The sequence below is a fragment of the Streptomyces sp. NBC_00887 genome (assembly GCF_045207585.1).
Map to the genome: position 1 here is coordinate 8287166 of NZ_CP108788.1, position 25012 is coordinate 8312177.

The following is a 25012-nucleotide window of genomic DNA, read 5'->3' on the forward strand; positions in this document are numbered from 1 at the left end:
CGCCCACCCCGTGTACCAGGAAGGTGTCCACCACCGTGGAAACCGTAAGCGCCGCCGCCCGGACCGCACCGGCTGCAGTGATCGTCGCCATCGACGGACCCTCCGGCACCGGCAAGTCGAGCACCTCCAAGGCCGTCGCCGCCCAGCTCGGCCTGAGCTACCTGGACACCGGCGCCCAGTACCGGGCGATCACGTGGTGGATGCTGAACAACGGCATCGACGTGCAGAACCCGTCCGAGATCGCCACCGCCGCCGCCAAGCCGGTCATCGTCTCCGGTACGGACCCGGCCGCCCCGACGATCACCGTCGACGGCGAGGACGCCTCCGGTCCGATCCGCACCCAGGAGGTCACCTCCAAGGTCAGCGCCGTCAGCGCCGTCCCGGAGGTGCGCACCCTGATCACCGGGCTGCAGCGCTCCATCGCCGCGGAGGCCGAGCGCGGCATCGTCGTCGAGGGCCGGGACATCGGCACGACCGTCCTGCCCGACGCCGACATCAAGATCTTCCTGACCGCTTCCCCGGAGGCGCGCGCCGCCCGTCGCAGTGGTGAGGTCAAGGGTTCCGATCTCGCCACCACCAAGGAGGCGCTGATCAAGCGGGACGCAGCCGACTCCGGCCGCAAGACCTCGCCGCTGGCCAAGGCCGCCGACGCGGTCGAGGTGGACACCACCGAGCTGACCCTTCAGCAGGTCATCGAGTGCGTCGTCACCCTCGTCGGGGAGAAGCAGGCCGTGAAGTGACCGAAGCCACCGCCGCACCCGCACTGCGTGGAGCGGCCGTCGGACGGGGCATCGGCATCGGGCTCATGTACGGGCTGTTCAAGCCACGAGTCCTCGGTGCGTGGCGGGTACCTGCCGCCGGACCCGTCATACTCGCCGTGAACCATGCGCACAACATCGACGGACCGATGCTGATGGGCACCGCGCCCCGGCCCGTCCACTTCCTGATCAAGAAAGAGGCGTTCGTCGGCCCCCTCGACCCGTTCCTGCGCGGAATCGGTCAGCTGAAGGTGGACCGTGCGACCGTCGACCGCACCGCCATCACCCGGGCACTCGGTGTGCTGGACGACGGCGGGGTCCTCGGGATCTTCCCCGAGGGCACCAGGGGCGAGGGGGACTTCGCCTCCCTGCGGGCAGGACTCGCGTACTTCGCGGTACGCGGCGGGGCACCGATCGTCCCCGTGGCGGTCCTGGGAAGCACCGAGAGCCGCGGACGGCTGATACCGGCACTGCCCCCGCTGCGCAGCCGGGTCGACGTCGTCTTCGGCGACGCCTTCCAGGCCGGCGACGGCAGCGGACGGCGCACCAGGAAGGCGCTGGACGAGGCGACGCTCCGTATCCAGGGAAAGCTGACCGCTCACCTGGAGCACGCCAGGCGCCTCACCGGGCGCCAGGCCCGGCCGTCAGCGGTTTGACGGCAGGGCCTGCGAGACTTGAGTAGTGGGCCGCGCGATCGTGGCCCATCGATGATGATGCAAAGAGGGAACGGACTTCATGAACGACCAGATTCACTCCGACGGCTCGGACCACGAGCACGGAGCGCTTGGCGATGCCGAGTACGCGGAGTTCATGGAGCTCGCCGCGCAGGAGGGGTTCGACCCCGAAGAGGTCGAGGGCGCGATCGGTGAGGCCGGTCACGGCCCGCTTCCCGTCCTCGCCGTCGTCGGCCGTCCCAATGTCGGCAAGTCGACCTTGGTGAACCGCATCCTCGGCCGCCGCGAGGCCGTCGTGCAGGACAAGCCGGGCGTCACCCGCGACCGGGTGAACTACGAGGCCGAATGGGCCGGCCGCCGCTTCAGGCTCGTCGACACCGGCGGCTGGGAGCAGGACGTGCTGGGCCTCGACGCCTCCGTCGCCGCCCAGGCCGAGTACGCGATCTCGACGGCCGACGCGGTCGTCTTCGTCGTCGACGCGACGGTCGGCGCGACCGACACCGACGAGGCCGTCGTCAGGCTGCTGCGCAAGGCGAAGAAGCCTGTCGTCCTGTGCGCGAACAAGGTCGACGGACAGAGCGGCGAGGCGGACGCGACCGCGCTCTGGTCGCTCGGTCTCGGCCAGCCCCACCCGGTCTCCTCGCTGCACGGCCGCGGCACCGGCGACATGCTCGACGCCGTGCTGGAGGCGCTGCCCGAGGCGCCGGCCCAGACGTTCGGCACCGCCCTCGGAGGCCCGCGCCGCATCGCGCTCATCGGCCGCCCGAACGTCGGCAAGTCCTCGCTCCTGAACAAGGTCGCCAACGAGGACCGGGTCGTCGTCAACGAACTCGCCGGCACCACCCGTGACCCGGTCGACGAACTGATCGAGCTCGGCGGCATCACCTGGAAGTTCATCGACACGGCCGGCATCCGTCGCAAGGTCCACCTCCAGGAGGGCGCGGACTACTACGCCTCCCTGCGCACCGCGGCCGCCGTGGAGAAGTCCGAGGTCGCCGTCATCCTGATCGACTCGAGCGAGTCCATCAGCGTCCAGGACCAGCGGATCGTCACCATGGCCGTCGAGGCGGGCCGCGCGATCGTGCTCGCCTTCAACAAGTGGGACACCCTCGACGAGGAGCGTCGCTACTACCTCGAGCGCGAGATCGAGACGGAGCTCGCGCAGGTCGCCTGGGCTCCCCGCGTCAACGTCTCGGCCGTCACCGGCCGTCACATGGAGCGGCTGGTCCCGGCGATCGAGACCGCGATCGAGGGCTGGGAGACCCGTATCCCCACCGGTCGGCTGAACGCCTTCCTCGGTGAGATCGTCGCCTCCCACCCGCACCCGGTCCGCGGCGGCAAGCAGCCCCGCATCCTCTTCGGGACGCAGGCCGGCGTGAAGCCGCCGCGGTTCGTGCTCTTCGCCTCCGGCTTCCTGGAGCACGGCTACCGTCGCTTCGTCGAGCGCCGCCTGCGCGAGGAGTTCGGCTTCGAGGGGACTCCGCTCCACATCTCGGTCCGCGTGCGCGAGAAGCGCGGCCGCAAGAAGTAACGGCACGACGGAAAGCCCCGGACCGCTCGCACGGAGCGAGTGGTCCGGGGCTTCGTCGTGCCGTCAGGCGTCCGAGGACCCGGGCGGCAGCGCCGCGGGCCGGGCGTGCCCGGCATGTCGTCCGACCCGCTGCCAGGATCCGAGGTTCCCGGTGTGGGCGCTCTGGCTGCCCTGCCCGTTCGCCGCGCGGCCGCCCAGCGGCGCACGACTGCCGAACATCCCGGTGCCGAACGTTCTGAAGCCGAGATTCTCCTCACCGTTCCGGTCCCCAGGCAGCGCCCGGAACGACCGCCGGTACTCGGAGTACAGCGCGTCGTAGATCGGGGTGGGGGACTTGCCGTCCGAGGGTTCCTGCGACGGGCGCATGGCAGGGATCGGGGTCTGCTGCTGGCGCGGAGGGTCGTATGAGTGCACGTAGGTGCCAACGACCTCACCGCCCGTCGGATGCGGGCCCGGCGGAGAAAACGCTGTTCGGCGGGTGTGGGAAGGCAGCACGGACACGGTCAGGTTCCGGCCAGCGGCATCGACGCGGCGACCAGGAGCCCGTTGACCGCGGCCTTGTCCAGCGCGTCGCGGAGCAGGTCCTCGCGCGGCTGCTGGCCGATCGAGCCCGCCGGGGCGGCGAAGACGAGCACGGTCTGCGACTTGTTCACCGCAGCCCGCCAGCCCTCGGTGACCTGGAGCGGCTGATGGGCCTGCCACCAGGCGACCGGGTTGCCGCCTCCGGCGCCCGGCTGCAGCACTGCGTGCAGCTGCCCCATGGCGAGGAGGACCGACCAGCCGGGGAGCACGGCCGGCAGACGGTTCAGATCGGGCGTGTGCAGGAAACCCTGTTCCTGCAGCAGCTGGAGGAACTGGTCGCCCGCGAGGCCGTCCGTGCCCGGCCGGGCGATCGGGCCGGTCGGTTCGACGACCAGGGCCGGGCGGAGATCATCCTCGATGAGGACGAGACCGCTGGTGATGCCGAGGACGGCCTGCTGGGGCATGAGGCTCTCCGCGTTCTGTGGCTCGCTGCCGGTGATGGATCGCACGGCGCCCTGCAGCTGGTTCTCGGTGACCTGGACGACCTGCGACGGGATGCAGGTCGCGTGGGCGAACGCGAGCACGGCGGTCTCCTCGCCGATGAACAGCACCGTGCTGGTGCGCTCCTGGTCGGAGTCGCCGGGAGTGCGGCAGGAGGTGCAGTCGTAACTGCCTGGGGCGTTGTCGCCGACGAGCAGCCGGTCGGCTTCGGCGTCGCCGATCTCGGCGCGTACGTCCTCGCTGACGTCGAGCATGCGCGGCACGGGTGGCTCCTCGAACTCGGTGCGTGGGCCGGGCGGTTCCCGGCTCATGAAGAGACAACGGGCGATCCGGGGCCGGGGTCACGCGCGAATCGTGAGGAGAAAAGCGGGAGAGTCGGCAGGCCGATACATCGACAGATCGGGAAACTGATGCGGAGTCGGGTATTCCGCGGATGAATCCTCCATGCACGGGCGTTCGTTCGAATTGTTACGACTCTGTACGACTCCTGTGCGAACCCTGGGACCGTTCCTGACGCCGCGTAATGTCCGTTGCAGACCAGTCGACCAGGGGAAACGACTACGTAATGCACCTTTCATTTCTGCTCCACAACGCGTACGGCATCGGGGGAACGATCCGTACCACCTTCACGCTCGCGCAGACCTTGGCCGAGCAGCACGACGTCGACATCGTGTCGGTCTTCCGGCACCGTGACGAACCCGCGCTGGGTGCGCCCGGCGGCGTACGGATGAGCCACCTCGTCGATCTGCGCAAGGCGAGTCCGTACTACGAGGGCGGCGACGGTGAGCATGCCAGGCCTGCCGCGGTGTTCCCGCGCGGCGACACCAGGCACCGGCAGTACAGCAGGCTCACCGACACCCGGATCGCGGCGCATCTGGGCGCGCTCGAAGCGGATGTCGTCATCGGTACGCGCCCCGGCCTCAACGTCCACATCAGCGCACAGGCGCGGCGCGGGCCCGTGCGCATCGGCCAGGAGCACCTCACCCTCGACAGCCACAGCTACCGGCTGCGGCGGGAGATAAGCCACCGGTACGGACTGCTCGACGCGGTCACCACCGTCACCCGGGCGGACGCCCGCGACTACCGGAACAGACTGCGGCTGCCCGGCGTACGGATCGAGTCCATCCCGAACAGCGTGCCGGAGCCCGCGGGCCCGCCCGCGGAGTCCGACGCCAAGTGGGTCATCGCGGCGGGCCGGCTGCACCGGGTCAAGCGGTACGACTTACTGGTGCGCGCCTTCGCCGAGGTGGCGGCTGCCCGCCCCGGCTGGCGACTGCGGATCTACGGAGGTGGCGACGCGACCGGCAACGAGCAGAAGACACTGCGCGGACTCATCGACGCACTCGGCCTCCAGGACCGGGTGCGCCTCATGGGCTCGGTCCATCCGATGGAGGCGGAGTGGCCCAAGGGCTCCATCGCCGCTGTCACCTCGGAGCGCGAGTCGTTCGGCATGACCATCGTCGAGGCGATGCGCTGCGGACTGCCGGTCGTCGCCACCGACTGCCCGCACGGTCCGGCCGAGATCATCGACGACGGCACGGACGGGCGGCTCGTGCCGGTGGGTGACACCGACGCGTTCGCGCGGGCCCTTCTCGCCCTGATCGACGACGACGAGCTGAGGCGTCGGATGGGACGCGCCGCGCGGGCCTCCTCCGCGCGGTTCGACCCGGCACCGATCGCGGAACGGCACGAGAAGCTCTTCACCGAGCTGGTCGCGCAAGGTCCGCGGGGCCGTTCCCGGAGCGCACTGCGCACCGTGCTCCACCGCTCCAGGGGCACTGTCCTGGACGGGGCGTACGCGCTGCGCTACAAGGCGGCCGACGCGGTGCGCAAGGGGCGTGCCGGGTGAGCTCTGGCCACGACATCCCGGATCGTTTCATTCCGGATAGTGCGGACGGACGGACGGGGCCCGGGTGAGGGGCACTGCGGGGATCGCGGTTTCATAAGACCCGCATAAGGCCGCGCACATTCAGGGTGGCGAAACTGTTTACGCCCGCCTTCGTGAGCCGGGGGGAATGCGGACCTCGTGCCGTATCTCTCCCGCAATTCCCTTCGTGGGCACCGGATAGTCATTCTCCGGACAGTCCGCATTCTTACTGTGTGCGCCCGGATGGCTCGTTCGGGTGAAGCGGTTCGAAGTAAACGGGTGTGGGGATCCTGTGACACAAGCGTGACCGGTGAGGTACGTGGGGATGCATCGCCGCTTGTTACCGCCCAGGCTTCCGTCACGGTGCGGTGCCGCCTACGGTGAGAGGTATGGCACCTATACCGACCCCTCCCGCCCAGCCGGACGACACCCCCCAGTCGTACGTCGGCCTCGACGCCGAAACCGCCGAACGGCAGGCCAGAGCGCGTGGCTGGAGCACGGTGAGGGCTCTTGCGCCCGGCACCTTCATCACCATGGAGTTCGTCGGCGGGCGGATCAACTTCGAGGTCGACGCCTCCACCGTGACCCGCTGCTGGGTGGGCTGAACCCCCTCCGTACGAGTGAAGGCCCCGACCGGAGTCGGGGCCTTCACTCATGCAGGGAAGCGGCTGTGCTTACCGTCCGGGCAGCTCAGGGGGCGACCGATCCGCCCGTCACCGGGTGGGCCGGAGTCGTGCCGCCCCGGGGGGTGCGGTCCGCGTGCGGCGGGCGCCGCGAGCCGGCCGGGGTGATCGGCGTCCGTTCCGAGCGGGCCCCGTGCGCGGGGTGGGCCCTCGCCCGGGTGCCCGTGCCGGTATGGCCACCGGCCGTCGGTGCGTCCGGCGCGGAGTCACGGCTTTCGGCCCGCTCGGTGCCGAGCGTGCTCAGCGACTGGGGCAGGAGCACCGGCGCGGGGCCGTCCGCGGCCACCGGGGCGGCGGCCTGCGCCCTGCGCCGAGCGCGCCACTGCTCGCGCACGGACAGGATCCAGACCTCCGTACGGGTGATCAGCGGCTCGAACCAGGGCAGGGCCAGCAGGATCAGCAGACCGGCGGCCCAGCCCAGCAGGACGTCGCTGAGCCAGTGCGTGCCGATGTAGACGGTGGTCAGCCCCACGCCCAGCGAGACGAACGCGGACAGGGCCGACAGGTAGCGCCTGGCGCGCGGCGTGGTGGCCAGATAGGCAAGGATTCCCCAGGTCACCACGGCGTTGGCGGTGTGTCCCGAAGGAAATATATCGCCGCCCGCGAAGAGCTCCGCGGAGCCGATCTGGGTGGCGTAGTGCGGGCCGAGCCGCCCCAGGCCGAGCTTGACCGCCCCGACCGTCACGTTGAGCAGCAGCAGCGAGGCACCCAGCGTGAGCAGGGGGCGCAGCGTGTGCTGGCGCCAGGAGCGCCAGCCGAGCCAGGAGGCGACCATCACGGCCGTCGGGCCACGCTGGCCGAGCACGACGTAGTAGTCGAGGAAGGCATGGAGTCCGGGCCACTGCTGGTAAGGCCGGAACAGCATGACCTTCCAGTCGAGAGCCACCAGCCAGGACGAGACCAGCACGGCAACGACGATGGCGAGATAGAACGCCAAAGTCCCGCCGAAGAGAGCGATGCGGTGACGACTCATCCGCGGGATCTCTATCTTCGGCGGTTCCGGCTCCCGGTCCAGCCGGGCAAAGATGTCGGTACGCACGCAAAGGACGTTACAGCGAGTGAGTGTGCGATCCGGTCGATCCCGGCTCTTTGTGATGACGATGTGATGTGGACTTTGTCTCAGACCGGTATCCATTACGGGTGCCGCGAAGAATCCGATCCGCCGTGCGGCCTATTCGCTCCGATGGCAATTCGTGGGAATGTTTGATCATCGACGTAATGGTGTGACGCATCTTTCGTATGTATTCACCCGGCCATTCGGAGGAGACGCGATGCGGCGCCCGGAGCGCCGCCCCGGGAGCCCTCCGGGCCGCCCCCACACCGGTGCGGGGGGCCTCGGATACGGCCCCGCCGATGGGTCGGAAGTGGCGTACGACACACTCGGGGCCGGGCGAAGGTATGAGCTGGACCACGTGTGACCACGTGGAACTCGCGTACGCTGACGGCTCACTCGCCCGTCGATGCCGGACCTGAGGGACGCCGAAAGCCGGGGCCCCGGTAGGTCTGCCGAGCGCGAGGGACTCATTGGGAGGTACGTATATGAGCGGGACGTCCACGGCTGTGACCCGGCTGCGCGCAGCAGCCGGCGGTGCCAACCGCTGGGTCGTCCTGGTCGTCCTCTGCCTCAGTCTGCTGCTGGTCGCGCTCGACGCGACCGTGCTGCACGTCGCCGTCCCCGCCGTCACCGAGGACCTGCGGCCCAGCGCCGTCGGCCTGCTGTGGATCGTGGACGCCTATCCGCTGGTCTGTGCCTCGCTGCTGATCCTCTTCGGCACGCTCGGTGACCGGATCGGCAGACGGCGTGTCCTGCTGTTCGGCTACGCGCTCTTCGGGATCGCCTCCGCGCTGGCGGCGGCAGCCGATACTCCCGCCCTGCTGATAGCTGCCCGTGCCCTGCTCGGTGTCGGCGGCGCGATGATCATGCCCGCGACGCTGTCGATACTGCGCCAGGTCTTCCCCGACCGGCGCGAGCGCGCCCTGGCCATCGGCATATGGACCGCGGTCGCCGCCGTGGGCGCCGCCGCCGGACCGGTCATCGGCGGATTCCTCGTCGAGCACTACTGGTGGGGTTCGGTCTTCCTCATCAACATCCCGCTCATGGCCATGATCCTTCCGCTCGGACGCTTCCTGCTGCCCGAGTCCCGCGGCACCGGAGACGGCCCCTGGGACGTGGTCGGCGCCCTGGTGGCCGCGGCAGGCGTGCTCGGAGTCGTCCTCGGGGTCAAGCGGATGGGTGGTGGAGGGCTGGACCTCGCCGGTGTCGCCCCGCTGCTCGCGGGAGCCGCGCTGCTGGTGTTCTTCGTGCGCAGACAGAAACGCCGTACGCATCCGCTGATCGACATCGCGATGTTCTCCCGGCCCGCCTTCACCACCGCCGTCGGCTGCATCGTCCTCGCGATGCTGGCCCTGGTCGGACTGGAGCTGATCGCCGTCCAGTACCTCCAGCTGGTGCTGGACCTCAGCCCACTGGAAACCGGTCTGCGGCTCCTCCCGCTGACCTTCGCCGCGATGGCGGCCGGCGCCACCGGTTCGTACACCCTGAGCCGGATCGGCCCCCGCCGCATGGTTGGCTGGGGCTTCGTCCTCACGGCGGCCTCGGTGCTCCTGCTGACCCTGATGGGGCAGCACGACCGGCCGGTGCTGCTCACCGCGGGCTTCGTGCTGCTGGGCTTCGGGCTGCAGTCCACGCTCTTCGGGGCGTACGAATCGATGCTGAGCGAGGCGCCCGCCGAACGCGCCGGCGGCGCGGCGGCGATCGGCGAGACCTCGTACCAGCTGGGCGCCGGACTGGGTATCGCCCTGCTCGGCAGTGTCATGAACGCGGCCTACGCGCCCGGACTGGCACGGCTCCACGAGGAGGGTGTGCCCGCCGCGGCCGGCTCGGCCGCCTCGAACTCGCTCGGCGAGGCGTACCAGGTGGCGGGCCGGCTGGGCGGACCGATGGGTGATCTGCTCCGGAACACGGCCCGGCACGCGTTCGTCCAGGGTCTGCATGTCACCCTGCTGGTCAGCGCCGGACTGCTGCTGCTCGGGGCACTGGCGGCGCTGCGGCTGCCGAAGGTCATGGACTGTGCTCCGGCCAGGGAGACCTGCCGACCGCGCGCGGCCGAACAGGCGGCCTCGGGGCAACGCTCCGAGCCGCGTGCACTGCCGGTGCAGAAGCGGCCGGGCCGCCGGCTCGCACTGCCCGCGCGGCGCGAACCCGCCGAGGCCACGGGCTCTGGACGGGCGCCGCGCTGAGCCGTAACGTCGGCACGACGCCATAACTATCACTGCTAGTTTTAGTACCGTGCGAGCCGCCGGAGGCACTTCCATGTCCGTCAAGCCGTCGAAACTCCCGCCGTTCGACCCGGCCGACCCCATCGGCATCGACGATCTCCTCGAGCCGGAGGACCTCGCGATCCGCGACACCGTGCGCACCTGGGCCACCGACCGCGTCCTGCCGCACATCGCCGAGTGGTACGAGAACGGCGAGCTCCCCGGAATCCGCGAGCTGGCCCGCGAACTCGGCTCCCTCGGCGCCCTGGGCATGTCCCTGCAGGGATACGGCTGTGCCGGCGCCACCGCGGTCCAGTACGGCCTGGCCTGTCTGGAGCTGGAGGCGGCCGACTCCGGCATCCGCTCCCTCGTCTCCGTCCAGGGCTCTCTCGCCATGTACGCGATCCACCGCTTCGGCTCCGAGGAGCAGAAGCAGCAGTGGCTGCCCGGCATGGCGGCCGGCGAGATCATCGGCTGCTTCGGCCTCACCGAGCCGGACCACGGTTCGGACCCGGCCGGGATGCGGACGTACGCCGAGCGTGACGGCGACGACTGGATCCTCACCGGCCGCAAGATGTGGATCACCAACGGATCGGTCGCCGGGGTCGCCGTCGTCTGGGCGCAGACCGACGGGGCCGACGGCGGCTCCGGCATCCGCGGCTTCGTCGTGCCCACGGACAGCCCGGGATTCTCCGCGCCGGAGATCCGGCACAAGTGGTCACTGCGTGCCTCGGTCACCAGCGAGCTCGTCCTCGACGGGGTGCGGCTGCCCGCCGATGCCGTACTTCCCGGCGTCACCGGTCTGCGCGGCCCGCTCAGCTGTCTCAGCCATGCCCGTTACGGCATCGTCTGGGGGGCCATGGGCGCGGCGCGCGCCAGCTTCGAGTCGGCCGTGGACTACGCGAAGACCCGGGAGCAGTTCGGCAAGCCGATCGGCGGCTTCCAGCTGACCCAGGCCAAGCTCGCCGACATGGCCGTCGAACTGCACAAGGGAATCCTGCTCGCCCACCACCTGGGCCGGCGGATGGACGCGGGCAGGCTCCGTCCCGAGCAGGTCAGTTTCGGCAAGCTCAACAACGTGCGGGAAGCCATCGAGATCTGCCGCACCTCGCGCACGATTCTCGGCGCGAACGGGATCTCGCTGGAGTACCCGGTGATGCGGCACGCCACGAATCTGGAGTCGGTGCTCACCTACGAGGGCACCGTGGAGATGCACCAGCTGGTGCTGGGCAAGGCGCTCACCGGTCTGGACGCCTTCCGGTAGAAGGCGGACGGTGAACCGGATCTGTCCGGCGAGCGCCCTGCTCAGCTCTGGTTGAAGAAGCCGTCGGCCTTCCGGCCGGCGGCTTCGCCGGTCACCACCTGGGTGTCGGCGGGGGTCAGGAGGAAGACCCGTGTGGCCACGCGCTCGATCGAGCCGCGCAGCCCGAACGTCAGACCTGCGGCGAAGTCCACGACGCGCTTGGCGTCGGCGGGGTCCATGGCCGTGAGGTTGACGATCACCGGTACACCGTCCCGGAAGAGCTCGCCGATGCCGCGCGCGTCCCGGAAGCTGTCCGGGGTGACGGTGGCGATCCGGCGGCCTCTGTCCTCGGCCGTCTCGACAGCCACCTGCACGCGGGGGTCGGTCGTCCAGGCCTGGTTCGTGCCGGTCTCAGCATCCTCGGAGTACTCGTCGTCGTAGTACCGCTCGTCGTTGTCCTCTACGAGGCCCAGCCAGGCACTCGCCTTGCGCACCGATCCCATGGACGCCTCCTCTCACCGCGGTTCCTTGCTGTCCGCATCTCTTTCCTGTCCCCATCGTCGTCCATGATGCGGATACTGCGCCAAGGGGATAGTCGGCGCGCAGGGGATTCGTGACGGTACTGGTGCAGAAGATGTGGCGTTTCGTCAAGGTTCCTCCTGTGTAGGGCCGCTCACGGAAAGAAAATACGATCCTCCGGTCCGTACGGGTGACATGGGGGACGTACGGGTGAACGGGTCACTCGATACGATGCACGCCGCGCATGTGCACGAGCGCGGCACATCAGGTGAACGGCTCCCGGGGGATCGTCGTGTTCGGAATAGTGAGGCCCTGTACCCATCGGCTCTCCGAGAGGCTCAAGACGGAGTGGATGGCCCATCTCTGCGGGCTGTGTCTCGCCCTTCGCGCGGACCACGGCCAGTTCGCCCGGATCGTCACCAACTACGACGGCCTGATCGTCTCGGTCCTGACGGAGGCTCAGAGCGAACGGGTCACGGGACAGCGGCGCACCGCGGGCCCCTGCCCGTTGCGCTCGATGCGGACGGCTCCGGTCGCCCACGGTGAAGGGGCCAGACTCGCCGCCGCCGTCTCGCTCGTGCTGGCGTCGGCGAAGGTGCGCGACCACGTGGCCGACAGGGACGGGCTGTTGAAGCGGCGTCCGGTCGCCGCCGCGGCGCGCCGGGTGGCCGCAGGCTGGGACAGGGCCGGCGCGCGGACCGGCGCCGAGCTCGGATTCGACACGGCGGTACTGGTCGACGCCGTCGACCGGCAGACCGGGATCGAATCACTCGCCGGACCGGGTACACCCCTGCTGACGGTCACCGAACCCACCGAGACGGCGACGGCCGCGGCCTTCGCGCACACCGCCGTACTCGCGGGCAAGCCGCAGAACGCCGCGCCGCTCGCCGAGGCCGGGCGGCTCTTCGGACGGCTGGCCCACCTGCTGGACGCCGTGGAGGACCAGGAAACTGACGCGGCGTCGGGTGCCTGGAACCCGCTCACCGCCACCGGCACGCCGCTCTCCGAGGCCCGGCGGCTGTGCGACGACGCACTCCACGGGGTGCGCCTCGCGATGCGCGACGCGGAGTTCACCGACGGCAAGCTGGCGCATGTGCTGCTGGTGCACGAGCTGCGGCGCTCGGTGGACCGGGCCTTCGGCTCGGCGTCCTGCTCGCATCAGCCGGACCTGCCGTCGGGATCCTTCGGCCCGGCACCCGGCAACCCGTACGCGCCGACACCCGGTGGTCCGTACGGCCCGCCGCTCCCGCCCGAGCCGCCCCGCAACCGGCGCGGTCTGATCGCCGGCTGCCTGGTCTGGGCGGGACTCGCCTGCACCTGCCAGATGTGCTGCGGAAGCTTCCACGACCCCTGGTCGGGGCAGGAACGCGAAGGCCTCTGCCAGAAGTGCGACTGCAGTGACTGCTGCGACGCCTGCGACTGCTGCAGCAACTGCTGCAGCTGCGGCGGGGAGGACGGCGGCTGCTGCGACTGCGGGTGCGACTGCTGAACCGGCCGGTCGGGCCGCCGCACCCGGGCAACGCGGGGGGCGGTCGTACGTGAGGCGGTCGCCCGCCCTCACCCGATCTCGGGCGGCGAGATCTGCGACGCCTCGATCGCCGAACCCTTCGTGCCCCACTTCTGCAGGATGCGGTCGTAGGTCCCGTCCGTCTTGAGGCCGTTGACCGCCGCCTGGAAGGCGGGCGCGAGCGGGGTGCCCTTCTTGAAGGCGAAGCCGACATCGAGCCGCTTGAACTCGCTCAGGAAGCGCAGCCCCTTCTGCTGGGTCACGGCGTAGCGCAGCCCGTTGATCGTCGACATGACGACATCGCTGCGGCCCTGCTGGAGCGAGATCCAGACGGCGGCCTGGTCGGCGTACGTCTTCACGTCGTACGCCTCCTTGCCCGCGTCGGCGCACACGTGCTTGTTCTCCTCCAGCGTCGCCTCGAACGTGGTCCCGGCGCTGGTGCCCACGGTCAGGCCGCAGAGCTGGGTGAGGTCGGTGACGTCCTTCAGCTTGCTGTCGTCGCGGACGGCGAAGCCCTGGCCGTCGTTGATGTACGTCACGAAGTCGATCGTCTTCAGGCGCTCGTCGGTCACCCCGAAGTTGCCGGTGCCCAGGTCGTACTTCCCGCTGCCGAGCGCCGGGAGGATCGCCTCGAAGGAGGCGACCTCACGCTTCAGTTCCAGTCCGAGGGCCTTGGCCGCCGCGTCCGCGAACTCTATGTCCGCGCCGCTCAGGGTCTTGCCGTCCTCCAGGTAGAACGCTCCGGGCGGGGTGCCGACGCCGGAGGCGATGGTGAGGGTGCCCGAGTCGCGTACATCGGCGGGCAGCAGCTTCGCCGCAGCCTCGTTCTTCTTCACCGACGAGACGACATCGACCGTGGAGAACTTCCCCTTGCCCGCGGGGCCGGTGCCGGCCGAGGAGGCCGCCGGGTCACCCGATCCGCAGGCGGTGAGCGTGAGTGCGGCAACGGTGATCAGGGCGAAGGCAGCGGTGTGCCGGGTTCGGGGCATGACGGAAACTCTCCGGGTTCGTCGACCGCGCTCCGGTGCGTGGGCGCACGGAGCCACGGGGCGGGAGATCAGCTGTACGAGGGGAGGGTGGAGCGGCGTCGTGTACGGGAAGGCACGTGGAAGATCAGCTCGAGCGCCGGCAGGGGCGCGAGCGGGGAACAGCGGAAAAGCAGGGGGGTCAGCTCAACAGGAAGAGGACCACACGCGACCGAAGTCGATGTGGGAGCGGGTGACCAGCCACTGCTGCGAATACATGGCCCAAGTGGAGCAGGCATCCGGTTGCACGTCAACTGGCCTGAGACGTAAGGCTCACAGTGTGGACAAGCTTGACAACCGGCCCCGGACAGCGGTTGTCTCGGAACCGGACCGGCGCTGAGGGGCCCGGTCCACGTTGTGTTTCTGCTGAAGGCACATCCCGTGTTCGATCTCTGCATCCACGGAGCCTTCGCATGTCTGCGCAGACAGATACCCTCCCGCCACCGCTTCCGGCCCCGCCCGCACAGCACGACGAAGCCTCCGCCCCACGCATCGTCCCGGTACGACGAACAGGGCAGTGGGCAGCGGCCGTTGCCGTCCTGCTGCTTCTCGCGGGGGCCTTGAGCTCGGTCATCCGCAACGACGCGTTCCAGTGGGACGTCGTCGGCGACTACCTCACCACCGCCTCCGTACTGCGCGGCCTCGGGCTCACCCTGTGGCTCACCGCCCTCGTGATGGTGCTCGGCTTCGCCCTCGGGACGCTCCTCGCCGTGCTCAGGCTCTCCGGCAACCGTGTGCTGCAGGCCGTCAGCTGGGGATACATCTGGCTGTTCAGGTCCACCCCGATCCTGGTCCAGCTGCTCTTCTGGTTCAACATCGGCGCGCTGTACCCGGAGGTCCTCGGCGTCAGCACGGTGAACATCCTCGGCCCCCTCGCCGTGGCCGTCATCGGACTCACCCTCCACGAGGCCGCGTACGCCGCCGAAGTGGTCCGCGGCGGCATCCTCTCCGTCGAGCGCGGACAGCTGGAGGCCGCCCAGTCGCTCGGCCTCGGACCCTGGCGCCGGCTCCGGCGGATCGTGCTGCCGCAGGCCATGCGCTCCATCGTCCCGCCCGCCGGGAACATGCTGATCGGCACGCTCAAGGGCACCTCGATCGTCAGCATCATCGCCGTGCAGGACCTGCTCTACTCGGTGCAGCTCGTCTACCACCGCACGTACGAAGTCATCCCGCTGCTGCTGGTCGCCACCCTCTGGTACATCGCCGTCACCTCCCTCCTGTCCCTCGGGCAGTACTACGTCGAACGCCACTACGCGCGCGGCACGGCAGACGCCCGATGAGCGGCGTACCGACCCTGGTCATCATCGGCGGCGGACCCCGCGGCACCGGCGTCATCGAACGCATCGCCGCCAACGCGGAGGACCTGTACGAGGGCCTGCGCCTGGACGTCCACCTCGTCGACCCGTATCCGCCCGGCGGCGGCCGGATCTGGCGGCAGGAACAGTCCCCGCTGCTCTGGATGAACTCCATGGCCGAGGACGTCACCATGTTCACCGACGACACGGTGCAGCAGGACGGCCCCGTACGCCCCGGCCCCGCCCTGCACACCTGGGCCGCCGACATCCGCGAGGGGCGGACCACGACCGGCGCCGCCCCCGCGATACTGGAGGAGATACGAGGGCTCGGCGCCCAGGACTTCCCGAGCCGCCGACTGCAGAGCGCCTATCTGCGCTGGGTGTACGAGCAGGCGCTCGCCTCACTCCCGCCGGGCATCACCGTCCACGAACACCTGGGCCGCGCACGGCAGATCACCGGTCCCCGCGACGGCCGGCAGCGCGTCTGGCTCGACGGGCGCACCGAGCCCGTCGTCGCCGACCTCGTCGTCCTCACCGTCGGTCACCTCGACGCCGAACTCGACCCCGCACAGCGGGAACTGGGCGACTTCGCGGCACGGCACGGGCTGGTCCACCTGCCACCCGACTTCACCGCCGACACCGACCTGACGGCCCTGACCGCGGGCGAGCCGGTCATCGTCCGCGGCTTCGGGCTCGCCTTCATCGATCTCATGGTCCTGCTCACCGAGGGCCGGGGCGGACGGTACGAGAACGGCGTCTACGTCGCCTCGGGCCAGGAACCCGTCCTGTACGTCGGATCGCGGCGCGGCGTTCCGTACCACTCGAAGATCGGCTACCCCTGGACGGGTGAACGGCCGCCCCTGCCGCGGCACTTCGGACCCGACCGGGTGGAGGAACTGCTGAGCGGCCCCGGCCCCGTGGACTTCCGGCGCGAACTGTGGCCGCTGGTCGGCAAGGAGCTCGGCCACGCCCACTACCACCGGCTCTTCACCACCCACCCCGAGCGCACCACCGTCGAATGGGGCGACTTCGAGGAGAAGTACGCCGTCGCGGAGCCCGGCAGCGCCGAACTGCGGGCCCTCGTCTCCTCGGCCGTACCCGACCCCGCCGACCGGCTCGACCTGGAGGCGCTCGACCACCCGCTGGACGGGGTGCGCCACGCCTCGTACGACACCCTGCAGGACGGGCTGCGCGACTACATCACCGCCGACCTGGCACGCCGCCACGACCCGGCCAACAGTTCCGATCTCGCGGTCTTCCTCGGACTGCTGTCCGTCTACGGGCAGCTGATCCACTTCGGCGACATCGGCGAGAAGTGGCACAGCTTCTTCAGCTACCTCGCCTCCGGACCACCCGGCCCCCGGCTGCGCCAGCTCCTCGCCCTGTCCCGCGCCGGAGTCGTCCGCTTCCTCGGAGCCGGGCTCACCGTCGAGGCCGACGAGGAGCGGGGAGTCTTCAGGGCCTCCGGCACGACCGTGCCCGGAGAGTTCACCGAGGCGCGGGCACTGGTCGAGGCCAGACTCCCCGACCCGTCCCTGCACCGCACCCGCAGCCGGCTGCTGCGCGGACTGTACGAGGACGGGGCCGCCGGCACCGACACGGGACTGCTCTCCGTGGACGCCCGCGACAGCCGGATCCTGGGCGTCGACGGCCGGCCGCACCCGCGCCGCTTCGCCCTCGGCCCGTACACCACCGCACGGTCGAGCGGCGCCTTCACCAGGCCGCGCACCGGCGGCCCCGCGTTCCGGCAGAACGACGCCACCGCCCGCACGGCGCTCGCGTTCCTGCGCGACCTCTCCTGTCGTGACCGCCGCACCGCGTGAGTGCGGCACCTCCTCCCGTACACGTCGCCGAAGGAATCCGAATGCCGCTGACCAGTGATCCACCCATCGAAAAAGAGACCGTACGAACACCCCCGCACGACGGGCCCGGCTTCGCCGAGCTGACCGTCGTCCCACTGCGCCACCCCTTGCGCTGGGTCGCCGTCGCGGCCACCGCGGTCCTGCTCGCCCAGTTCCTGAACGGGCTGATCACCAACCCCGGCTGGGAATGGGACGTCTTCGCCCAGTTCTTCACCACCGAGACCATCCTCAAGGCGGTCTGGGTCACCCTCCAGCTGACCTTCTACGGAACGGTCCTCGGCTTCGCGCTCGGCATCGTCCTCGCCTTCATGCGGCTGTCGGCCAGCCCCTTCCTCAGGGCCGTCGCGTACGCCTACATCTGGGCGTTCCGTTCGATCCCGCTCATCGTCCAGCTGCTGTTCTGGTTCAACCTCGCCTACCTCTACAAGGAGCTGCAGTTCGGCATCCCGTTCGGACCCGGCTTCCTCTCCTTCGACACGATGAACCTCGTCGGAGCGATGAGCGCGGCCGTCCTCGGGCTCGCGCTGCACCAGGCGGCGTACGCCGCGGAGATCGTCCGGGGCGGCGTACTGGCCGTGGACAGCGGCCAGTTGGAGGCCGCCGCCGCCCTCGGGATCCCCCGGCTGCGGCAGCTGCGGCGGATCGTGCTGCCGCAGGCGATGCGCTCCATCCTGCCGAACGCCGCCAACGAGATCATCTCCCTCTTCAAGGGCACCTCGATCGTCTCCGTGATGGCGATCGGCGAACTCTTCTACCAGGTCCAGGTCGTCTACGGCCGCAACGGCAGGGTCGTGCCCCTGCTGATGGTCGCCACGGTCTGGTACATCCTCCTGACCACCGTGCTCTCCGTCCTCCAGTACTACGTCGAACGCCACTACGCCAAGGGGACAGTGCGATGAGCGCACCCACAGATGCATCCACCGACGCACCGGCGAACACCGCGGACGCCATGGTCGAGATCCGCGCCGTGCACAAGAGCTTCGGCTCCCTCGAAGTGCTCCGCGGCATCGACCTGTCCGTACGGGCGGGAGAGGTGACCGTCGTCCTCGGCCCCTCCGGCTCGGGGAAGTCCACCCTGCTGCGCACCATCAACCACCTGGAGAAGGTCGACCAGGGCTGGATCAGCGTCGACGGCACCCTCGTCGGCTACCGCCGGTCCGGCAACAAGCTGTACGAGCTCCGCGAACGCGAGGTCCTGCGCCAGCGCACCCAGATCGGCTTCGTCTTCCAGAACTTCAACCTCTTCCCGCACCTGACCGTCCTGGAGAACATCATCGAGGCCCCGGTCGCAGCACTCGGCCGCACCCGCAAGGACGCCGTCGCCGCTGCGGAGACCCTCCTCGCCCGGGTCGGGCTCGCCGACAAGTCGGGGGCGTACCCCAAGCAGCTCTCCGGCGGCCAGCAGCAGCGCGTCGCCATCGCCCGCGCGCTCGCTCTCGAACCGAAGCTGCTGCTCTTCGACGAGCCGACCTCCGCGCTCGACCCCGAACTCGTCGGCGAGGTCCTCGACGTCATCAAGGACCTGGCGCACCAGGGCACCACGATGATCGTCGTCACACACGAGATCGGCTTCGCCCGTGAGGTCGCCGACACCGTCGTGTTCATGGACGGGGGGCGGATCGTCGAGCAGGGGACGCCCGCCGACGTACTCGACCGCCCCGTCCAGGAGCGCACCCGCGCCTTCCTCTCCAAGGTCCTCTGAGCCATGGCCCCGCAGTCCCTGTCCCCGAAGTCCGTGTCCCCGCAGTCAAGGAGCAGTCACGTGTCCGTCCGCCGCACCCTCGCCGTCGCCCTCGCCACTCTCACAGCCGCCGGTCTGCTCACCGCCTGCGGCAGCAGCGACGCCGCCACCGACGTGGTCCGTCCCGCAGGGGAGAAGGACACAGGGATCAACATCGGGCCCGACCAGAAGCGGATCAGGGGCGAGAAGGTCGACGCCATCGCCGCCAAGGTGCCCGCCGCCGTCCGTGAGCGCGGCACGCTCCGGCTCGGTGCGAGCGCCGACGCATCACCCCCGCTCGGCTTCTACGCGACCGACGACAAGACCCGGATCGGCAGCGAGATCGACATAGCGACCCTGATCGCCGACACGCTCGGGCTGAAGCCGCAGTTCGAAGAGGTCTCCTGGGAGAACCTCTTCGTCGGCCTCGACAGCTCCAAGTTCGACGGCGTCCTGTCCAACGTCACCGTGACCGAGGAGCGCAAGGAGAAGTACGACTTCGCCACCTACCGGCTCGACAACATCGCCTTCGAGGCCAAGAAGGGCTCCGGCTGGAAGGTGAAGGGCCCCGAGGACGTGGCGGGGAAGACGATCTCCGTCTCCTCGGGCACCAACCAGGAGAAGATCCTCGTCGACTGGAGCGAGCAGAACGTCAAGGCCGGCCGGAAGCCGGTGGAGATCAAGTATTTCCAGAAGGACACCGACTACTACCTGGCCCTGCAGTCGGGCCGGATCGACGCCCACCTCGGCCCGAGCCCCTCGGCCAACTACCACGTCGCCGCGGCCGGGCAGTCCGAGATCATCGGCACGCTCTCCGGCGGCGGTGACGGCGTCCAGGGGAAGATCGCCGTCACCACGAAGAAGGACAGCGGCCTGGTCGAGGCCTACGGCGCGGCGATCGACCACATCGTCCAGGACGGCTCCTACGCCGAGGTGCTGAAGCGCTGGGGGCTGTCCAACGAGGCCGTCGAGAAGTCGGAGATCAACCCGCCCGGCCTCCCCAAGACCAAGAACTGACCCCGAGAGGTCCCCGCAATGTCTGCCACCAGGCCACTCCATCTGGCCGCCGAGATCGGCGGTCCGCCGCGCTACGACGCCGCCTCCCACGTCGCGCTCGCCCGCCTCGCCGAGCAGGGCGCGCTCGACTTCGTCACCCTCGGCGACTCCTTCGCCCCGCCGGGCCCGGACGCGCTCGCCGTGCTCGCCCGGGTCGCCCCCGCCACCACCCGGATCGGTCTCGTACCGACCGTCACCACCACACACACCGAGCCCTTCCACGTCTCGTCCGCCGTCGCCACTCTCGACTGGGTCAGCGGAGGCCGGGCCGGCTGGCACGCCGACGTGTCGACGACCGAGGCCGAGGCCCGGCTGTTCGGCCGCCGCGGTGCCGCACCCGCCGCCGCCCTGTGGCAGGAGGCCGGGGAGACGGCCGACGTCGGAGCCCGGCTGTGGGACAGCTGGGAGGACGACGCGGAGATCCGGGACGCCGCCACCGGCCGGTTCATCGACCGCGACAAACTGCACTACGTCGACTTCGAGGGCAGCACCTTCTCCGTACGGGGCCCGGCCATCGTGCCCCGGCCGCCGCAGGGCAGGCCCGTCACCGTCTTCGACGGCACGGGCGGCCCGGCCCGGGAATCCGCGGGGCGGTACGCCGACGTGGTGTACGTACGGGCCACCTCGCCCGAGCAGGCGGCCTCCCTTCGCACGGATGTGCGCCGCATCGCTGCTGCGCACGGCCGCGATCCCGACACCCTGCGGGTGCTGGTCTCCCTCACCGTCGACCTCGGGGACGCGGAGACGGCACCGGAACCGGGGCTGGCGAACGGTCCGCAGCTCGCCGGGCGGGGCACCTACTTCCGGGGCGGCCCGGTCGACCTCGCCGAACTCATCACCCAGTGGCACCGGGGCGGGGCCGTCGACGGATTCCACCTCACCCCCATCACCCCCGAGCGAGACCTCGAAAGGATCGTCAACGGCACCGTGGCCCTGCTCCAGCACCGCAGCCTCTTCCGCACCTTCTATCCGGGGGGCACACTGCGCGAGCACCTCGGCCTGGCCCGCCCGGCCAACCGCTACGCGCACGCAAGGACTTCGGGGGCGACCTCATGAAGCAGATGCACCTCGCCGCCCACTTCCCCGGCGTCAACAGCACCACCGTGTGGGCGGACCCCCGCTCCCGCAGCCAGATCGACTTCGCCTCCTTCGAGCACCTGGCCAGAACCGCGGAACGCGGCCGGTTCGACTTCTTCTTCCTCGCCGAAGGGCTGCGGCTGCGCGAGCACAACGGCCGGATCCACGACCTGGACGTGGTCGGCCGCCCGGAGTCCCTCACCGTCCTGAACGCCCTGGCCGCCGTCACCGACCGCCTGGGGCTCGCGGCCACCGTCAACGCCACCTTCAACGAGCCGTACGAACTCGCCCGCCGCCTCGCCACGCTCGACCACCTCAGTGACGGGCGTGCCGCCTGGAACGTCGTGACCTCCTCCGACGCCTTCACCGGGGAGAACTTCCGCCGCGGCGGCTACCTCGACCGCGCGGACCGCTACACCCGCGCCGCCGAATTCGTCGCCACCGCACGGGAGTTGTGGGACGCCTGGACTCCGGACGGGACCTCCCGGCCGTTCGCGCACTCCGGACAGCACTTCGAGGTCTCCGGAGAGTTCACCGTCCCCCGCTCCCCACAGGGGCACCCCGTGGTCATCCAGGCCGGGGACTCCGACGAAGGCCGGGAGTTCGCCGCATCGGCCGCCGATGTCATCTTCACCCGGCACGGCACCCTGGAAGCGGGGCGGATCTTCTACGCCGACGTCAAGGAACGGCTCGCGAAGTACGGCAGGCAGCCCGACGACCTGAAGATCATGCCCGGAGTCACCGTCGTCCTCGGCGACACCGACGCCGAGGCGCAGGAGAACGCCGCCGAGATCCGCCGGCAGCAGGTCTCCCCGCAGAACGCCATTCTCGCCCTCGAACAGGTCTGGGGCCGCGACCTCTCCTCGTACGACCCGGACGGCCCCCTGCCCGACATCGAGCCGGACCCCGAGTCCGGGCTGGTGAAGGGCAGGGTCCGGGTCGCCGATCCGCTGGCCGTGGTGGCCAAGTGGCGTGCCCTGTCGGCAGCCAAGGGGCTGTCCATCCGCCGGACGGTCATCGAATCCACGGCCCGCCAGTCATTCATCGGCTCACCGCAGTCGGTGGCCGCCGAACTGGAGAGGTTCGTCGCCACCGACGCGGCCGACGGCTTCATCCTCGTACCGCAACTCACACCGGGCGGCCTCGACGACTTCGTCGACCGGGTCGTCCCGCTCCTCCAGGAACGGGGAGCGTTTCGCTCCGAGTACACCGGCTCCACCCTGCGGTCGCACCTCGGTCTGGCCGAGCCGGTATGGAAAGGTTGATCACATGAGCACGGACGTACAGCAGGGCAGCCAGGACTTCCAGGACTGGCAGCGGTGGCACGAGGCGCGCATCGTCGCGGTGGCGGCGCCGCACGGGCCGCTCTCCCTCACGGGCACCCACTGGCTCTCCGACCACCCGGACGGTCGAATTCCGGCCGTGCCGGGGCAGTGGCGTGAGGACGGGGACGAGGTGGTGCTCACCGCCGCCGCCGAGGACGGGCTGACCGTCGACGGGAAGGCGCTGGACGGCGAGGTCCGCCTGGGCGCCGACCGCGGGCCGATCGACGCGTCCCGGGTGGCGCAGGGTGAGCGCCGGCTGGTCGTACTGAGCCGCGAAGGCCTCTGGGCAGTGAGGGACTTCGACCCGCAGTCACCCGCACGGCACTCCTTCCGCACCATCGACGCCACCCCCTACGACGTGCGCTGGTCGCTGGGGGGCACCTTCCGCCCGTACGGCTCCGACCGGACCGTCCGGGTGGCGAACGCCGACGGGCGCGAGCGGGGGCTGGGTCTCGGCGGCGAGATCGCCTTCCGGCTGGACGGCGCGGAGCACACGCTCCAGGTCGCCGTCGAGCCCGACGGCTCGCTCTGGGCCGTCTTCGCCGATGCCACCAGCGGAGACAGCAGCTACCGCTTCCGCTTCCTGCGGCCCGAGGCCCCGGACGCGGCCGGCAAGGTCAGGGTCGACCTCAACCGCGCGCTGCTGCCGCCCTGCGCCTTCGCCGACCACTTCATCTGCCCCTTCCCGCCGCCCGGCAACACGCTCGCGGTCGCGGTCCCGGCGGGGGAGCGGAACCGCATCGACGCCTGATCCGTCCCACCGGCGACGCAGCGCCCGGCCATCCGGCCCCGTCAGCCACAGAGCCGACGGGGCCGTCCCCGCTGCGCGTCCGCCGCGGCCGAAAGGCGCCCTTGCGCGGCGAGTTGACGCACCCGATACTCCCGAGCAGCGCTTGTCAGGGGCACATGGCATCCGGAATTCGAACGCCTTCGGGATGCGGACGCGCCCGCTGACTGCGCCTCACGGGTCCGGCCACCCCACAGGCGGGCCCCCGATTCCCCTCGGGAGGAACGAAAAGTGAGGATCAAGCGCACCACCCCCCGCAGCGGCACAGCGAGACGCAGCAGGATCATCGCCGTCTCCGCAGGCCTCGTCGCCGTCGCTGCACTCGCCGTCCCCGCGGCCGACGCCAACTCGACCGGGACGTTCGGCGCCGACCAGCTCACCGCCGCCCAGGACGCCGTACTCGGCGCCGACGTCGCCGGTACCGCCTGGAACATCGACCCCGCGACCAAGCGCCTCGTCGTCACGGTGGACAGCACCGTCTCGCAGGCGGAGATCAACCGGATCAAGAAGTCCGCCGGAGCCAACGCGGGCGCCCTGGACATCGAACGCACTCCCGGAACGTTCAGCAAGCTGATCTCCGGCGGCGACGCCATCTACGCCTCCAGCTGGCGCTGCTCCCTCGGCTTCAACGTCCGCAGTGGCAGTACCTACTACTTCCTGACGGCCGGGCACTGCACCGACGGCGCCGGAACCTGGTGGTCCAACTCGGGGCGCACCACCGTCCTCGGCACCACCTCGGGCTCCAGCTTCCCGACCAACGACTACGGCATCGTGCGGTACACCAACACCTCGGTCACCAAGTCGGGCACCGTGGGCAGCCAGGACATCACCAGTGCCGCCAACGCCACGGTCGGCATGTCCGTCACCCGCCGCGGCTCCACCACCGGCACCCACAGCGGCTCCGTCACCGGCCTCAACGCCACGGTCAACTACGGCGGCGGGGACATCGTCTACGGCATGATCCGCACCAACGTGTGCGCCGAGCCCGGCGACTCCGGCGGCCCGCTCTACTCGGGGACCCGGGCGATCGGTCTCACCTCGGGCGGCAGCGGCAACTGCAGCTCCGGCGGAACGACCTTCTTCCAGCCGGTCACCGAAGCGCTGAGCGCCTACGGCGTCAGCGTGTTCTGACAAGGCCGGGCGCGGCCGTACCCCCGTGAGCCCCCGTCGATTCCCGGCGGGGGCTCCCCTTCGGTCCGCGGCTTTTGAGAGGATGTCAGGACGGTCGGTCGCAGAGGCACCACGGGGGCGGACGCTGCACCTGTCCGGAGGGATGCCCTCCGGGCCCCCACAGACTCCCAGGGGGTTCCAGGTCCGTGAAACGCATCGGAGTGACCGGTCACCGATCCATCCCCCAGGAGGCCTACGCGCACGTCCTGGAAGGGATGCGGGCGGCACTGTGCGGCCTCGAAGGCTCCACGGAAGCCCTCTCCAGCCTGGCGGTCGGAGCCGACCAGCTCTTCGCCGACCTCGCACTGGCCTGCGGGGCGGAGCTGACCGTGGTGATCCCCAGCGGGGACTACGAGGCGGGCTTCGCCGACGAGGCCGACCTCGCGCGCTACCGGATGCTCAAGGCCCGGGCGGCCCGCGAGGTCCGGCTGGACTACCCACACTCCACCGACGAGGCCTACTACGCGGCGGGCGCCTACATCGCCGACCACTGCGACCGGCTGCTCGCGGTGTGGGACGGCCGGCCCGCACGCGGCCTGGGCGGTACCGGCGACATCGTGACGTACGCCCGGAGCCTCGGCCGGCCGGTCACGGTCATCTGGCGCGCCGGCGTGGAGCGGGCCTGACGACGC

23 protein-coding genes are annotated in these 25012 nt (G+C 70.4%); 18 read left to right on the top strand and 5 right to left on the bottom strand.

The annotated features are described in order from the left end of the window. Window positions 1-23 precede the first annotated feature (23 nt). The 3 genes from cmk to der all read left to right on the top strand — a co-directional run bounded on the left by cmk (window position 24) and on the right by der (window position 2963). Window positions 24-740 (top strand): (d)CMP kinase, encoded by a 717-nt coding sequence (gene cmk / locus OG844_RS37805; RefSeq protein ID WP_406389086.1) that lies wholly within the window; start codon window positions 24-26, stop codon window positions 738-740. Beyond that, a complete protein-coding gene (locus OG844_RS37810) occupies window positions 737-1414 on the top strand; it encodes a lysophospholipid acyltransferase family protein (RefSeq protein WP_406389084.1) in 678 nt (225 codons plus the stop codon). The genes cmk and OG844_RS37810 overlap by 4 nt, the downstream gene beginning before the upstream one ends. Window positions 1415-1493: 79 nt before the next feature. After that, the gene (gene der / locus OG844_RS37815) at window positions 1494-2963 is read left to right on the top strand and encodes a ribosome biogenesis GTPase Der (RefSeq protein ID WP_406389083.1); all 1470 of its coding nucleotides are present in this window, start codon (window positions 1494-1496) and stop codon (window positions 2961-2963) included. A gap of 63 nt (window positions 2964-3026) precedes the next feature. On the opposite strand, the gene OG844_RS37820 is transcribed toward der, so the two are convergent. Further along, entirely contained in the window at window positions 3027-3329 is a 303-nt protein-coding gene (locus OG844_RS37820) for a hypothetical protein (protein ID WP_406389081.1), read from the bottom strand. Window positions 3330-3466: 137 nt separating this feature from the next. Next, window positions 3467-4249, bottom strand: coding sequence for a hypothetical protein (locus OG844_RS37825; protein WP_406389079.1), 783 nt, complete (start codon window positions 4247-4249; stop codon window positions 3467-3469). Between the two features lie 302 nt (window positions 4250-4551). Between OG844_RS37825 and OG844_RS37830 the strand changes: the two genes are divergently transcribed. Further along, window positions 4552-5835, top strand: coding sequence for a glycosyltransferase (locus OG844_RS37830; protein WP_406389078.1), 1284 nt, complete (start codon window positions 4552-4554; stop codon window positions 5833-5835). A 407-nt stretch (window positions 5836-6242) separates the two neighbouring features. Then, window positions 6243-6458: an I78 family peptidase inhibitor gene (locus OG844_RS37835; RefSeq protein ID WP_406389076.1), complete on the top strand. Its 216-nt coding sequence runs from the start codon at window positions 6243-6245 to the stop codon at window positions 6456-6458. A gap of 85 nt (window positions 6459-6543) precedes the next feature. Here OG844_RS37835 and OG844_RS37840 read toward each other — a convergent pair whose 3' ends face one another. Beyond that, complete coding sequence (locus OG844_RS37840; protein ID WP_406389074.1) at window positions 6544-7575, bottom strand: phosphatase PAP2 family protein; 1032 nt, start codon at window positions 7573-7575, stop codon at window positions 6544-6546. Between the two features lie 500 nt (window positions 7576-8075). On the opposite strand from OG844_RS37840, the gene OG844_RS37845 reads away from it, so the two are divergent. Both OG844_RS37845 and OG844_RS37850 read left to right on the top strand, forming a co-directional pair. Further along, window positions 8076-9776, top strand: coding sequence for an MFS transporter (locus OG844_RS37845; protein ID WP_406389072.1), 1701 nt, complete (start codon window positions 8076-8078; stop codon window positions 9774-9776). Window positions 9777-9849: 73 nt separating this feature from the next. Beyond that, the gene (locus OG844_RS37850) at window positions 9850-11058 is read left to right on the top strand and encodes an acyl-CoA dehydrogenase family protein (RefSeq protein WP_406389070.1); all 1209 of its coding nucleotides are present in this window, start codon (window positions 9850-9852) and stop codon (window positions 11056-11058) included. A 41-nt stretch (window positions 11059-11099) separates the two neighbouring features. Here the strand turns inward: OG844_RS37850 and OG844_RS37855 are convergent, their stop codons facing one another. After that, window positions 11100-11540, bottom strand: a complete 441-nt coding sequence (locus OG844_RS37855) for a cell division protein SepF (protein ID WP_406389068.1) — start codon at window positions 11538-11540, stop codon at window positions 11100-11102. 308 nt (window positions 11541-11848) lie between these two features. On the opposite strand from OG844_RS37855, the gene OG844_RS37860 reads away from it, so the two are divergent. Beyond that, window positions 11849-13045 carry a DUF5685 family protein gene (locus OG844_RS37860; protein ID WP_406389067.1) on the top strand — a complete coding sequence of 399 codons (1197 nt, stop codon included), beginning with the start codon at window positions 11849-11851 and terminating at the stop codon, window positions 13043-13045. A 68-nt stretch (window positions 13046-13113) separates the two neighbouring features. Here the strand turns inward: OG844_RS37860 and OG844_RS37865 are convergent, their stop codons facing one another. After that, entirely contained in the window at window positions 13114-14052 is a 939-nt protein-coding gene (locus OG844_RS37865) for an ABC transporter substrate-binding protein (RefSeq protein ID WP_406389066.1), read from the bottom strand. Between the two features lie 449 nt (window positions 14053-14501). On the opposite strand from OG844_RS37865, the gene OG844_RS37870 reads away from it, so the two are divergent. The 10 genes from OG844_RS37870 (at window position 14502) to OG844_RS37915 (ending at window position 25006) form a co-directional block, all read left to right on the top strand. Further along, window positions 14502-15368 carry an amino acid ABC transporter permease gene (locus OG844_RS37870; RefSeq protein WP_406389064.1) on the top strand — a complete coding sequence of 289 codons (867 nt, stop codon included), beginning with the start codon at window positions 14502-14504 and terminating at the stop codon, window positions 15366-15368. Then, entirely contained in the window at window positions 15365-17206 is a 1842-nt protein-coding gene (locus OG844_RS37875; RefSeq protein ID WP_406389063.1) for an FAD/NAD(P)-binding protein, read from the top strand. Before OG844_RS37870 ends, OG844_RS37875 begins: the two co-directional genes overlap by 4 nt. A gap of 41 nt (window positions 17207-17247) precedes the next feature. Then, complete coding sequence (locus tag OG844_RS37880; RefSeq protein WP_406389061.1) at window positions 17248-18144, top strand: amino acid ABC transporter permease; 897 nt, start codon at window positions 17248-17250, stop codon at window positions 18142-18144. 50 nt (window positions 18145-18194) lie between these two features. After that, on the top strand, window positions 18195-18947 hold the full coding sequence (locus OG844_RS37885; protein ID WP_406396040.1) for an amino acid ABC transporter ATP-binding protein: 753 nt from the start codon (window positions 18195-18197) through the stop codon (window positions 18945-18947). 60 nt (window positions 18948-19007) lie between these two features. After that, window positions 19008-19982: an ABC transporter substrate-binding protein gene (locus tag OG844_RS37890; RefSeq protein ID WP_406389059.1), complete on the top strand. Its 975-nt coding sequence runs from the start codon at window positions 19008-19010 to the stop codon at window positions 19980-19982. A gap of 18 nt (window positions 19983-20000) precedes the next feature. Beyond that, window positions 20001-21077, top strand: coding sequence for an LLM class flavin-dependent oxidoreductase (locus OG844_RS37895; protein ID WP_406389057.1), 1077 nt, complete (start codon window positions 20001-20003; stop codon window positions 21075-21077). After that, window positions 21074-22363 (top strand): NtaA/DmoA family FMN-dependent monooxygenase, encoded by a 1290-nt coding sequence (locus tag OG844_RS37900; protein ID WP_406389055.1) that lies wholly within the window; start codon window positions 21074-21076, stop codon window positions 22361-22363. Before OG844_RS37895 ends, OG844_RS37900 begins: the two co-directional genes overlap by 4 nt. A 4-nt stretch (window positions 22364-22367) precedes the next feature. Next, a complete protein-coding gene (locus OG844_RS37905) occupies window positions 22368-23174 on the top strand; it encodes a DUF1684 domain-containing protein (RefSeq protein WP_406389053.1) in 807 nt (268 codons plus the stop codon). A 267-nt stretch (window positions 23175-23441) separates the two neighbouring features. After that, complete coding sequence (locus tag OG844_RS37910) at window positions 23442-24341, top strand: S1 family peptidase (RefSeq protein ID WP_406389051.1); 900 nt, start codon at window positions 23442-23444, stop codon at window positions 24339-24341. A 185-nt stretch (window positions 24342-24526) separates the two neighbouring features. Then, window positions 24527-25006, top strand: coding sequence for a hypothetical protein (locus tag OG844_RS37915; protein WP_406389049.1), 480 nt, complete (start codon window positions 24527-24529; stop codon window positions 25004-25006). Window positions 25007-25012 lie beyond the last annotated feature (6 nt).

Coding starts and splice junctions, on each gene's coding strand:
- der (WP_406389083.1), top strand. CDS start 1,494: ATGAACGACCAGATTCACTCCGACGGCTCGGACCACGAGCACGGAGCG.
- OG844_RS37820 (WP_406389081.1), bottom strand. CDS start 3,329: ATGCGCCCGTCGCAGGAACCCTCGGACGGCAAGTCCCCCACCCCGATC.
- OG844_RS37830 (WP_406389078.1), top strand. CDS start 4,552: ATGCACCTTTCATTTCTGCTCCACAACGCGTACGGCATCGGGGGAACG.
- OG844_RS37835 (WP_406389076.1), top strand. CDS start 6,243: ATGGCACCTATACCGACCCCTCCCGCCCAGCCGGACGACACCCCCCAG.
- OG844_RS37845 (WP_406389072.1), top strand. CDS start 8,076: ATGAGCGGGACGTCCACGGCTGTGACCCGGCTGCGCGCAGCAGCCGGC.
- OG844_RS37850 (WP_406389070.1), top strand. CDS start 9,850: ATGTCCGTCAAGCCGTCGAAACTCCCGCCGTTCGACCCGGCCGACCCC.
- OG844_RS37855 (WP_406389068.1), bottom strand. CDS start 11,540: ATGGGATCGGTGCGCAAGGCGAGTGCCTGGCTGGGCCTCGTAGAGGAC.
- OG844_RS37865 (WP_406389066.1), bottom strand. CDS start 14,052: ATGCCCCGAACCCGGCACACCGCTGCCTTCGCCCTGATCACCGTTGCC.
- OG844_RS37870 (WP_406389064.1), top strand. CDS start 14,502: ATGTCTGCGCAGACAGATACCCTCCCGCCACCGCTTCCGGCCCCGCCC.
- OG844_RS37875 (WP_406389063.1), top strand. CDS start 15,365: ATGAGCGGCGTACCGACCCTGGTCATCATCGGCGGCGGACCCCGCGGC.
- OG844_RS37880 (WP_406389061.1), top strand. CDS start 17,248: ATGCCGCTGACCAGTGATCCACCCATCGAAAAAGAGACCGTACGAACA.
- OG844_RS37885 (WP_406396040.1), top strand. CDS start 18,195: ATGGTCGAGATCCGCGCCGTGCACAAGAGCTTCGGCTCCCTCGAAGTG.
- OG844_RS37895 (WP_406389057.1), top strand. CDS start 20,001: ATGTCTGCCACCAGGCCACTCCATCTGGCCGCCGAGATCGGCGGTCCG.
- OG844_RS37900 (WP_406389055.1), top strand. CDS start 21,074: ATGAAGCAGATGCACCTCGCCGCCCACTTCCCCGGCGTCAACAGCACC.
- OG844_RS37905 (WP_406389053.1), top strand. CDS start 22,368: ATGAGCACGGACGTACAGCAGGGCAGCCAGGACTTCCAGGACTGGCAG.